Raw genomic sequence first — 11,840 nt, 5'->3', positions numbered from 1 at the left:
GGGCCGACCCCGATGGGGTGATCGCCAAGTGGTTCCCGCTCATGGATTCGAACCACGATTCACGCCTTCAAAGGGCGCTGTCCTACCATTAGACGAAGCGGGAAAGCCGGGCAGTCGATACATTATCGTACATGAAAGAAAAAAGCCGCGCTGCTGTCCAACGCGGCTTTTATGAATGCCTTCGCCGCCCGGTTATTTCGTCTGGAAGCGTGCCACCGAAAGGAATTTTACCGCATTGCCGCTGAAGCGGTTGGGATCGGGCATCTCGCCATCAGGCTGGAAGCCGACGGTGTAGACCTCACTCGGCGGCGTATGCACGATGTTGTAGGCATAGCGCGGCGCCGTCGTTGCGTCCGAGACGGTGGCAACGGTCCCGCCGCTGCCCAGCGCCCAGCGCGCCGCTTGCGGCGCTGCGGCCACCACCACCGCTTTCGGACCGGGCTTCAGATCGCGGGCCGAGGCCCTTGCCTCCTTGCGCGTCGTCTTCACGCCGGCGCCGATCGCCGTGACCGGATCGGTGCCGGCCGGACGGGCGGCGATGGCTTGACGCGGCGACGCCGCATCGAGGCCCGACGGATCGTTGAACGCCGAGCGAGGCGGCTGCGGCTCGCTCAGCGACGCGACCTGATATCCGGCGCCGCCTGTGTCGGCCTCCGTCGTCGCGCTCGCCTGTTCCAGCACGGCCTTGATCTCGTCCGGCTTGCTTGCCTCGGGCCGCGCCGTCGGCAGCACCGAGAAGGCATCGGTCGCGCTCTTGTCCTGCGAGGCCGTCTCGGCCAGCGCCAAAAGCACGTTCTTGTCCTTGGGCGCGAGGTCGACCGGCGTGGTGGAGCGGTCGGGGCGCCAGGTCGGCAGCGGGATGTTGTTGACGGCCACCTGAGCAGGATCGACGGCCGCGGCCGCGGCGGCGTTGGCCATGCCGAACGGAACGTTGACTGGAACCGGCGCATGCGCCGTCGCCACCGCCTGTTCGGTCGTGGCCGAGGCGTCGGCCATGGCGAACGGCACGTTCTCAGGCGTCTGCTGGCCGACATCGGCTTTCGGCCGCGGCGCGAAGGCGGGCAGAGGAACTTCCTTCGGCGGCAACGCGGCGATGATCGTTTCCGGCGTGTCCTGCTGCGGCTGCGAATCGTCCGCGTTGTCATCGGCCATCTGCGGGATGTTGGCGCGCTTGGCGTCCTTCGGCGACACGATGGCGATACCCGGAAGGTTGCTGCTGCGGGCCGTGGCGGCGCTCGCGACCTGGACCTGCTTCACGGCTTTCTGCTGCGGCGCCGGGCCGCTTTCATCGGCCTCGTCGTCGGCTTCGTCGGCGCCGCCGCCGCGGAACCAGGCAAACAGGCCGCCGGACCGCTTGGTCGAGCCGCCGGCGCTGGCCAGTTCGATGTTGGGAGTGCCGGAGCCCTTGCGCGCCTGGTAGGCAGCCACCGCCTGCTCATAGCCCGGCAGCGGCCGACCATCGCTCGGCACATGCAACGTCTTGCCGTTCGGGAACAGGCTCACCAGTTCCTGGCGGCTGATGCCGGGCCAATGGCGCACATTGCCGACGTCCATGTGCACGAATGGCGAACCGGAGGTTGGATAGTAGCCGACACCGCCACCCTGCATTTTGAGACCGATGTTGCGCAGCTTCTTCAGTGGCACGCCGGGGATGTAGAAATCCATCGCCTTGCCGAGCATGTGCTGGCTTTTTTCGGCCACACCCCGGCTGCGGCTGCGCAGCAGCGCATTGGTCGACGGCGAGCGATAGCCGCAGACGACCTGGATATAATCCGTCGCCCCGCTTTCACGGTAGGCTTCCCAGACCAGGTCGAGCAGCCGCGGATCCATCTTGGTCGGCTCGTTGCGGCGCCAGTCGCGCAGGATGATGTTGATCTTGCGCAGCCCTTCCGGATCGTAGCGGCCATTGCGCTTGTAGACGATCTCGGCCTTTTCGTGCGTGTGCAGGTGATAGAGCTTCAGCGTACGCACTTCGGCCTTGGCCCCGGAGACGGCCCCCGACAGCAACCCAACGGCCAAAATCACAGCAGCCAGCCATCTCGGCCAGACGCTCATGTGAAAATGCCGCCCGTCTGTGTGTCGTTCGACTTGGTTCAAATCAAAAGGCCTTGCAGGCTGCCGTTTGTCCCCGGATTTGCCCAAACGGATGTGTGGTTTTCACATCCGAATATCGATCCTAATGGTTAATCACCGCTTATTGAAGCCAAAATGGGGTAACACGGTGGCGATATCCCGTCAAAAACAATGTACCGCCTTTCTTGGTAAATCGCTGGTTTAGATCACGAATCCGGCTTCGGCCGGAACACGATCTGTTACCGTCGGCCTTAATGTGTGATCACCAGCGCGCAAGCCGCTGAAAATCCGCGCCTTCCAGACAGAAGCGACAATTTGACTTTGGATTTTAAGCCGGCAAGTCGGGCTGAGGCCGGCGCCTCAAGAGGCAAGCCGGTCGATTCGACCCGCTTCGGGATCAATGCCATATTCCTTCAACTTGCGGTAGAGGGTCGAGCGGCCAATGCCGAGGCGGCGCGCGACCTCGCTCATCTGGCCGTTATAGTGGTCGATGGCGAGCCTGATCATCTCGAGTTCGACATCGGCAAGCGCCCGCACATTGCCGCGCTCGTCGAGAGCCCTGAGCGTGCCGAAACGATGCTGCGGCCATGCCGGCGCCTCGCTCTCCGGCAAACCATGCCCGGTTCCGTTGGAGGCGGCGCGATCGGCCGGTCGCGGCTCACCCTCGGCCGTTCCGGCGCCTGCAGATGCGGGTTCCGCATCGAGATTGACGATGCCGTCCACCTGCGCCCGGATCTGCGGGAATTCCTCTTCGGTCAAAAAGTCGCCTTCGGCCAGCACCGATGCCCTGAACACGGCGTTTTCCAGCTGCCTTATATTGCCCGGCCAGTCATAGGCCTGCAGCATCGCAAGCGCCTTCGCCGAAATCCCGTTGAGGCGGCGGCGCGGATCGGCCGGCGCCACCTTCTCCATGAAATGCCGGACCAGATGGGGAATGTCGTCGCGGCGGTCGCGCAGCGGCGGCACGAAGATCGGATAGACATTGAGCCGGTAGAACAGATCCTCGCGGAACTTGCCGTCCTTGACTTGCTGCAACAGGTTGCGGTGCGTCGCCGAGATCAGCCTTATGTCGACCTTGACTGTCGAGCGGCCGCCGACCGGATCGACCTCGCCGTCCTGGACGGCGCGCAACAGCTTGACCTGCACATCGAGCGGCAGGTCGCCGATCTCGTCGAGGAAGAGCGTGCCCGAATGCGCCTCGACGAATTTGCCGGTGTGCTTTTCGGAGGCGCCGGTGAACGAGCCCTTCTCATGGCCGAACAGGATCGATTCGACGAGATTGTCGGGGATGGCGCCGCAATTGACGGTGACGAAGGGCTTTGAGCGGCGGTCGCCGCTGCCCTGGATGGCGCGCGCCACCAGTTCCTTGCCGACGCCGGACTCGCCTTCGATCAGGATCGGGATGTGGGAGGCCGCCGCCTTTTGCCCGAGGCGGATGACCCGGTCCATCGCCGGGCTGTGGGTGATCATATCCTTGAAGGTCAGGTGACCGCCGCGCCGCCGCGACGAGCGCTTCATCTCGTCCTCGACCGCCTCGACCTTGAGCGCGTTGCCGATTGCGGTCTGCAGCCGGTCCGGCGAGGCCGGCTTGACGACGAAGTCGAAGGCGCCGTGGCGCATTGCCGAAACAACGGTTTCGATGCCGCCCTGCGCCGTCTGCACGATGACCGGAAGGTTGATGTCGCGCTCCCGCATCGCCTTGAGGACGCCGATGCCGTCGAGGCCGGGCATCATCAGGTCGAGGATGACGACCGACACTTCGCGGGCGTTCGGTCCCTCAAGCACGTTGAGACCCGCCTCGCCGCCATCGGCGACGATCGCGGTGTGACCGAACTTGGTCACCGCCGCCTCGAGCAGCCTGCGCTGCACGGGATCGTCATCGACTATGAGTATGGAACCTGTCATGACTGTTTCGAGTTGCCTGCCCGAGAAACCCCATGGATCATCTTGGCACAGGGTTCTAAATAAGGTTTCAAAAAACCCGGTGAACGAATTCCTTAGGATTTGACCGGCTTCTCCTTTCCCTTTGATTTTGGCCCCTTGATGCACAGAAGGTATTGTTGATGCGCATGATGTTTGGTCGGCGGCTTGCAGCGACGGCATCCGGTCAGGGCGCGGCGGAGATTGGCGATCTGCCGGAATGGAATCTCGCCGATCTCTACACCGGCATGGCAGCGCCGGAGCTGAAGCGCGACATCGCGCAAGCTGCAGGCGATGCGATCGCCTTCGAAACCCGCTGGAAGGGCACGCTTGCCGCCGAGGCCGCACGCGGCAGCGCCGGCAGGCTGGGCGAGGCGCTGCAGGCCTACGAGGCGCTCGAGGAGCTGATCGGCCGCATTGTCTCCTATGCTGGCTTGGTCTACGCCGGTAACACTGCGGATCCGCAGCGCGCCAAGCTCTATGGCGACGTCCAGGAGAAGATGACCGACGCCAGCGCGCATCTTTTATTCTTTGCGCTGGAACTCAACCTGATCGACGATGCGGTCATCGAAAATGCGCTGAACGCCGATGCCGCCTTTGGCCATTATCGGCCCTGGGTGCTCGACCTCAGGAAGGACAAGCCCTTCCAGCTCGAGGATCGCGTCGAGCAGTTGTTCCACGAAAAATCGGTCACTGGACGCGGCGCCTGGAACCGGCTGTTCGACGAGACCATGACCGACCTGCGCTTCGATGTCGACGGCGAGGAGCTGACGCTGGAGCCGGCGCTGAACCGCTTGCAGGACGCCGACGGCGAAGTGCGCCGCCGTGCCTCCGAGGCACTTGCCCAGACCTTCCGCAAGAACCTGCGCACCTTCACGCTGATCACCAATACGCTGGCCAAGGACAAGGAAATCTCCGACCGCTGGCGCGGTTTCGAGGACATCGCCGATTCGCGCCATCTCGCCAACCGCGTCGAGCGCGGCGTGGTCGACGCGCTGGCTGCCGCCGTGCGCGAGGCGTATCCGCGCCTGTCGCACCGCTATTACGCCATGAAGGCGCGCTGGCTCGGCATGGAGGTGATGAACCACTGGGACCGCAACGCGCCCTTGCCGGAAACGCCGCAGGCGGTGATCCGCTGGGGCGACGCCAGGGATACCGTGCTGTCGGCCTACCAGCGCTTCTCGCCCGACATGGCCGAGATCGCGCGGACCTTCTTCGACCGCAACTGGATCGATGCCCCTGTCAGGCCGGGCAAGTCGCCAGGCGCCTTCGCGCATCCGACGGTGCCGTCGGTGCACCCTTACGTGCTGCTCAACTACATGGGCAAGCCGCGTGACGTTATGACCTTGGCGCATGAGCTCGGCCATGGCGTGCACCAGGTGCTGGCTGCCGGCCAGGGCGCGCTGATGGCCTCGACGCCGCTGACGCTGGCCGAGACGGCGTCCGTCTTCGGCGAGATGCTGACCTTCCGCTCGCTGCTCGACCAGACCAGCGACAAACGCGAGCGCAAGGCGATGCTCGCGCAGAAGGTCGAGGACATGATCAACACGGTCGTGCGCCAGATCGCCTTTTACGAATTCGAGCGCAAGGTGCATGCCGAGCGCCGCAACGGCGAGCTGACCTCGGACAGGCTCGGCGAGTTCTGGCTGGAGGTTCAGGCCGGGAGCCTCGGGCCGGCGATCAAATTGCGCGAGGGCTATGAGGTCTTCTGGACCTATATCCCGCATTTCATTCATTCGCCTTTCTACGTCTATGCCTATGCCTTCGGCGATTGCCTGGTGAACTCGCTCTATGCCGTCTACCAGAACGCCGAACGCGGCTTTCAGGAGAAGTATTTCGAGATGCTGCGCGCCGGCGGCACCAAGCATCACTCGGAGCTTCTGGCGCCCTTCGGCCTCGACGCCACCGATCCCGCCTTCTGGCAGATCGGCCTCGGCGTGATCAGCGCCCTGATCGACGAGTTGGAAACGCTCGACAAGTGATGGCGCTTATGGCGGGGAACGGGACAGAATAGTTTAGCCGGATCGCATGTTTATGACGGCCCTGTTCTTGCTCTAAATATCTGTTCTTGAACAACTCTGTGCGGACTTTTTCGGTTAGCTTTCGGCAAGCCTTATGGTAGCGTCCGCTCCCAAGCTCAGCCGGAGCGCAAGCCTGAGGCAATCTCGGGCCGGTGGTGGCGCCTCGGCGAAAGCGATGATGGCCGTCGGCCATCGGCGCAAAGCCGGTAGCCGACAGCTCGACTGAAGCCGGCTGTTCCGCCGACCGCGGAACGATTGACGATCCTTGCGGCAAGCTCGCCATTGACGGCCACCGCCGGCAGATCGGACTGGAGAGAGAAATGACTTTCTTCTACATGCTCCTGGCGTTCATTGTGGGCGTTCTGGTTGGCTGGTTCATTTGGGGCCGCCTGCGCGGCGAGCTCGACAGCCTGCGCGGCGATCTCGATCGTACAAAGGGCGAACGCGACAGGCTGCGTGCCGATGGCGATCGCCTGAAGGGCGAACTCGAAGCATGCGCCCGCGCCCGCGCCGATCTCGAAAGCCGCCTGCGTAACGCGCCCGCCGCCAGGGCTGGCGCCGACAAGGCCTCCGCGCCGGCGCCGGCGACGCTGACGTCGACGCCCGCGGCCGCCAAATCGTCCCCCGCTAAATCGGCACCAGCAAAATCGGCACCGGCCAAGGCCGCCGCAAAGAAACCCGCGGCGGCCAAGACCGCGGCGCCAAAGCCGACCGCAGCCAAATCGTCAGCGCCGAAGGCCGCACCAAGCAAAGCCGCCCCGGCGACAAAAGCCGCGGCCCCGAAAGCAGCAGCCGGTAAGGCGGACAATCTGCGCCGGCTGATCGGCATCGGCCCGGTCAACGAAAGGCTGCTCAAGGGCCAGGGCATCACCACTTACGCCCAGATCGCCGCCTGGACCGAAGCCGACGTCAAGCGCATCGAGGAGGTGCTGAATTTCGACGGCCGCATCGCGCGCGAGAAATGGATCGAGCAGGCGAAATTGCTGGCTGCCGGCGACGAGAAGGAATTCGCCCGTCAGTTCCCGACAGCGGGAACTGCCAGCAACACCTGAACATCTCGCCGGCGTCGCAAACGACGGAGGTTGGCCAGAGACACCCGTCACTTCGTCATCCTATGGCGCAGCGAGGAGCGAAGCGACGCAGCGCAGACCATAGGATCCATTCCGTTACCTACAAACGCTGCGGCGGTGCAGAAAAGCTTTCCTTCTGCACCGCCTTTACCCTTCGTGCGAAGTCACGGAATGGGATCCTCGGGTCTACGCGTCCGCTTCGCTTCCGCTCCGCCCGTGGATGACGAAGTTCGGGGGTTTCCGCCAATCCCTGCAAAATCCGTTACCGAAAAGCTTCCGCTCTAACTGGACGCCTTTGCGTCGCCCGACGCCGTTGTCTCGATTGCAGCGCGCCGAGCTCCCATATAGAGCCATCCACGGCGCCATTGACCGCATACCGAGGCTCATGTCCCTGCCCTTTGCAATCTTCCGCAACGACGAGACCGCCCGCCAGCTTGTCTTCGACCAGCCGTACGAGATCATCGCGGCGCGCAGCGCCGATGAATTCCTGCCGGCGCTGCAAGCCGCGCAGGCCGCGTCGGACGCCGGCAAATGGCTGGCCGGATATTTCTCCTACGAAGCCGGCTACCTGCTCGAGCCGAAGCTAGTGCCGCTGTTGCCTGAAGGCCGCCGCGCACCGCTGATCTGCCTCGGCGTTTTCGACGCGCCGCTCGAACAGGCCGTGCCAAAGGGCAACGGGGTGGCCAGCAATGGCCCGATCTTCGATGCCCGGGCAGCATGGTCGGCCGAGGACTATGCAAGCCGCTTCGACCGCCTCCACGACCATATCCGCAAGGGCGACTGCTATCAGGGCAATCTGACCTTTCCCGTCAATGCGCAATGGTCCGGCGATCCGCTCGCCGCCTTTGACGCGCTGGTCGCGCGCCAGCCGGTGAAATACGGCGCGCTGATTTCGCTTGGCGACCCGATCGTGCTGTCGCGCTCGCCCGAACTGTTCTTCGAGGTCGACGCCGAGGGCATGATCGAGACTCATCCGATGAAGGGCACGGCGCCGCGCGGCGCCACTAAAGCCGAGGATGCGCGGCTGAAGGCGTTCCTGCGCAACGACGAGAAGAACCAGGCCGAGAACCGCATGATCGTCGACCTGTTGCGCAACGACATTTCGCTGATCAGCGAGGTCGGCACGCTGGAGGTGCCGGAGCTGTTTCGCATCGAAACCTATCCGACCGTGCACCAGATGGTGAGTAGGGTGCGGGCGAAGCTGCTGCCCGATATCGGCATCCGCCAGGTTTTTGCGGCGCTGTTTCCCTGCGGCTCGATCACCGGCGCGCCGAAGATCCGCGCCATGGAAATCCTGCACGATCTGGAGGAAAAGCCGCGCGACGTGTATTGCGGCGCCATCGGCTGGATCGCGCCCGGCGGCACGATGCGCTTTTCCGTGGCGATCCGCACCATCTCGCTCTTTGCCGATGGCGAGGCCGTCTACAATGTCGGCGGCGGCGTCGTCTTCGATTCCACCGCCGAGGAGGAGTACCGGGAGTGTCTGTTGAAAGCGCGCTTCGCGACGGGAACCGTGCCGATTTCGAGCTGATCGAGACCATGCGCTGGGAGCCGGGTTCGGGCTTCCTGCGCTTCGATCGCCATCTTGCCAGGCTCTATGCCTCGGCCGCCGAACTCGGCTTTGCCTGCGATCCGCAGCGGATCGGCGAGACCCTGATGAACGCCGTCGGCACACACGGGGTCGCTTTGCGGGTGCGCCTCGTCCTGTCACGCAATGGCGAAGCGGCGGCCGCGGCGCAAGCTTACGAACCGCTCGCCGCCGAACAGGTCTGGCGGCTGCAATTGGCAAGGGTCAGGCTCGATTCCGGCAATACGCTGCTGCGCCACAAGACCAGCCGCCGCGACACCTACCAGCAGGCGCGCGCCGAGTATCTCGCCACCCGCGCCGACGAGGTGCTGCTCGCCAACGAACGCGGCGAACTTTGCGAAGGCACGATCACCAATCTGTTTGCCGACTTCGGCGACGGCATGCTTGCCACTCCCAGGCTCGACTGCGGCTTGCTGCCTGGAATATTGCGCGGCGAGCTTCTGGACGAAGGCCGCGCTGTCGAAGCGATCTACAGCTTTGAAGACCTGAAGTCGGCGAAGGCGATCTTCGTCGGCAATTCCTTGCGCGGGCTGATCCCGGCGCGGCTGGCCTGACACTGGAGCCCGATTTTGTTTTTGAAGAAGACCCGATTTTGTTTTTTGAAGAAGAAATGACTATTCGCCGGCCGACCCACACGCCCTATGACGGGTCTTCAAAACTCTTCACCATCGGGCTGAAGCCGCTCGACTTCGGCAAATGGATCGAGATCGACGAATTCCTTCTGGCCCACCTTGCCGAAAAGCAACGGCTTTACGCGGAGATTCCAGAAAAGGTCTTCGTCGAGGAGGCTGGCACCCGCGAGGCACAGCGCGAAGTGCTCGAGCTGCTCGCCGCGCATCTCGCGGCGAAGCATCCCGGCACGCATCGCGGCGCTGGCCCGGATATCGAGGCGATCGGCTTCGAAAGTGCGATCGACCAGCTTGCCGCGGAATTGCGCGAAGCGCCGCTTGTCCGGGCGTCCCTGCTTGTCCAGGACGATCTGATCCTGATGCGCCGCGACGAGCGCGGCTGGCGGCTCGCCGCCGGCTCGCTCTGCTTTCCCTCGTCCTGGTCGCTGCTCGAAAAGTTCGGCAAGCCGCTGCAAGAGATCCATGCGCCGGTGCCGGGCTTCGGCCCCGGCACGCGTCCGGCCGAGCTCATCAACCGCATGTTCGACGGCCTGCAGGGCCAGGCGGTCGAACGCTTCAACTGGTCGATCCAGGCCGGCGACGCGCTCTATCATCCGCTTTCCAACGTCCAGCGCATCGACCGCGCCATCAGCCGCCCCAGCCGCTTCCCGGGCGATGACATCAATGCCCACGCCTTTATCCGCGTCGAGCGGCAGACACTACGCAAGCTGCCTGTGTTGGGCGACATCCTGTTCACCATCCGCATCCACCTCGACCCGCTGGCGGTGCTGGCGCGACACCCCGACAGGGCGACGCTGGCCGCGTCCTTCGCCGGACAGCTCGATGCGCTGGACCAGGCGCAATTGGACTACAAGGGTCTGACCGCCGACCGCGACCGGCTCGTAGCCTTCCTCCACGACATGGCCAAGGCGGCTTAACCACGCCTCCATAGCCACTTAGCCGGCGGTTGGCGCTTTTCACTGGTTTATGACAATAAACTGTGGTGTAGCGCTTGGCCGTCGAGCGGAAACGCCCGGTTTTGCAGGTGTTTTGAAGGAGTGTGCGAAAAAATGGCGAATGAAAACTGGCCGGTCTACGGTGAAATCACCGGTCCCGTCGTGATGATCGGCTTCGGCTCGATCGGGCGGGGAACGCTGCCGCTGATCGAGCGCCATTTCAAGTTCGACAAATCGCGCATGACGGTCGTTGATCCGCGCGACACCGACCGCAAGCTGCTCGACGAACGCGGCATCACCTTCGTCCAGGACGCCGTGACCGAAAAGAACTACAAGAAGCTGCTGACGCCGCTCTTGACCAATGGCGTTGGCCAGGGCTTTTGCGTCAATTTGTCGGTCGACACTGGCTCGGTCGATCTGATGCGGCTCTGCCGCAAGCTCGGCGTGCTCTACATCGACACGGTCGTCGAACCGTGGCTGGGCTTCTATTTCGACACCAAGGCCGACAATGCCAGCCGCACCAACTATGCGCTGCGCGAAGCCATGATCAAGGAAAAGCAAGACAAGCCAGGCGGCGCGACGGCGGTCTCGACCTGCGGCGCCAATCCCGGCATGGTCTCATGGTTCGTCAAGAAGGCGCTGGTCAACCTCGCCACCGATCTCGGCCTGCAGTTTTCCGAGCCTGCGCAGCACGACCACGAAGGCTGGGCCAAGCTGATGAGGAAGGCCGGCGTCAAAGGCATCCACATCGCCGAGCGGGACACCCAGCGCACCAAGAAGCCGAAGCCGATGGACGTATTCTGGAACACCTGGTCGGTCGATGGCTTCGTCTCGGAAGGCCTGCAGCCGGCGGAGCTCGGCTGGGGCACGCATGAGAAATGGATGCCAAAGAACGCCATGAAGCACAAGCACGGCTCGAAGGCGGCGATCTTCCTGGAGCAACCCGGTGCCAACACACGCGTGCGCACATGGTGCCCGACGCCCGGTCCGCAATACGGCTTGCTGGTGACTCATAACGAGTCCATCTCGATCGCCGATTTCTTCACCGTGCGCTCCAAGAAGGGCAAGGTGCAGTACCGCCCGACCTGCCACTACGCCTATCATCCCTGCAACGACGCGATCCTGTCGCTGCACGAGATGTTCGGCGCCGCCGGCAAGCCGCAGCCGGTGCACCACGTGCTCGACGAGAACGAGCTGGTCGACGGCGTCGACGAGCTTGGCGTGCTGCTCTACGGCCATGACAGGAACGCCTATTGGTACGGCTCGCAGCTGTCGCTGGCCGAGGCACGCAAGCTGGCGCCCTACCAGAACGCCACCGGCATGCAGGTCACCTCGGCGGTGCTCGCCGGCATGGTCTGGGCGCTGGAAAACCCAGACGCCGGCATCGTCGAGGCCGACGAGATGGACTATAAGCGCTGCCTCGACGTGCAATTGCCCTATCTCGGACCGGTCAAGGGTTACTACACCGACTGGACGCCGCTGGATAACCGTCCCGGCCTTTTCCCCGAGGATCTGGACAAGAACGACCCGTGGCAATTCCGCAACATCCTCGTGCGATAGCAGCCGGATCAACAGCCCTCACCACCTTGCAATCGCCCGGAAAT

At 63.8% G+C, this 11,840-nt stretch carries 8 protein-coding genes and 1 tRNA gene; 6 read left to right on the top strand and 3 right to left on the bottom strand.

Annotated features, from left to right (window positions below):
• Window positions 1-29 precede the first annotated feature (29 nt).
• The 3 genes from FJ974_RS08955 to FJ974_RS08945 all read right to left on the bottom strand — a co-directional run bounded on the left by FJ974_RS08955 (window position 30) and on the right by FJ974_RS08945 (window position 3,978).
• Window positions 30-103: transfer RNA gene (locus FJ974_RS08955), tRNA-Gln, on the bottom strand.
• 89 nt (window positions 104-192) lie between these two features.
• On the bottom strand, window positions 193-2,055 hold the full coding sequence (locus FJ974_RS08950; RefSeq protein ID WP_140529847.1) for a DUF882 domain-containing protein: 1,863 nt from the start codon (window positions 2,053-2,055) through the stop codon (window positions 193-195).
• Between the two features lie 378 nt (window positions 2,056-2,433).
• On the bottom strand, window positions 2,434-3,978 hold the full coding sequence (locus tag FJ974_RS08945; RefSeq protein WP_140529846.1) for a sigma-54-dependent transcriptional regulator: 1,545 nt from the start codon (window positions 3,976-3,978) through the stop codon (window positions 2,434-2,436).
• A 158-nt stretch (window positions 3,979-4,136) separates the two neighbouring features.
• Between FJ974_RS08945 and FJ974_RS08940 the strand changes: the two genes are divergently transcribed.
• The 6 genes from FJ974_RS08940 to FJ974_RS08915 all read left to right on the top strand — a co-directional run bounded on the left by FJ974_RS08940 (window position 4,137) and on the right by FJ974_RS08915 (window position 11,796).
• Window positions 4,137-5,975, top strand: coding sequence for a M3 family oligoendopeptidase (locus FJ974_RS08940; RefSeq protein ID WP_181177008.1), 1,839 nt, complete (start codon window positions 4,137-4,139; stop codon window positions 5,973-5,975).
• A 359-nt stretch (window positions 5,976-6,334) separates the two neighbouring features.
• A complete protein-coding gene (locus FJ974_RS08935; protein ID WP_140529844.1) occupies window positions 6,335-7,066 on the top strand; it encodes a proton-conducting membrane transporter in 732 nt (243 codons plus the stop codon).
• A 403-nt stretch (window positions 7,067-7,469) separates the two neighbouring features.
• Window positions 7,470-8,615 carry an aminodeoxychorismate synthase component I gene (locus FJ974_RS08930; protein WP_140529841.1) on the top strand — a complete coding sequence of 382 codons (1,146 nt, stop codon included), beginning with the start codon at window positions 7,470-7,472 and terminating at the stop codon, window positions 8,613-8,615.
• Window positions 8,564-9,226, top strand: coding sequence for an aminotransferase class IV family protein (locus FJ974_RS08925; RefSeq protein ID WP_140529839.1), 663 nt, complete (start codon window positions 8,564-8,566; stop codon window positions 9,224-9,226). Before FJ974_RS08930 ends, FJ974_RS08925 begins: the two co-directional genes overlap by 52 nt.
• 56 nt (window positions 9,227-9,282) lie before the next feature.
• A complete protein-coding gene (locus FJ974_RS08920; protein WP_140529837.1) occupies window positions 9,283-10,218 on the top strand; it encodes a heme-dependent oxidative N-demethylase family protein in 936 nt (311 codons plus the stop codon).
• A 132-nt stretch (window positions 10,219-10,350) separates the two neighbouring features.
• Window positions 10,351-11,796, top strand: coding sequence for a homospermidine synthase (locus tag FJ974_RS08915; protein WP_140529836.1), 1,446 nt, complete (start codon window positions 10,351-10,353; stop codon window positions 11,794-11,796).
• Window positions 11,797-11,840: the final 44 nt, after the last annotated feature.

This window comes from Mesorhizobium sp. B1-1-8 (genome assembly GCF_006442795.2).
Classification (GTDB): domain Bacteria; phylum Pseudomonadota; class Alphaproteobacteria; order Rhizobiales; family Rhizobiaceae; genus Mesorhizobium.
This window is presented reverse-complemented; position numbering and strand designations above follow the sequence as displayed.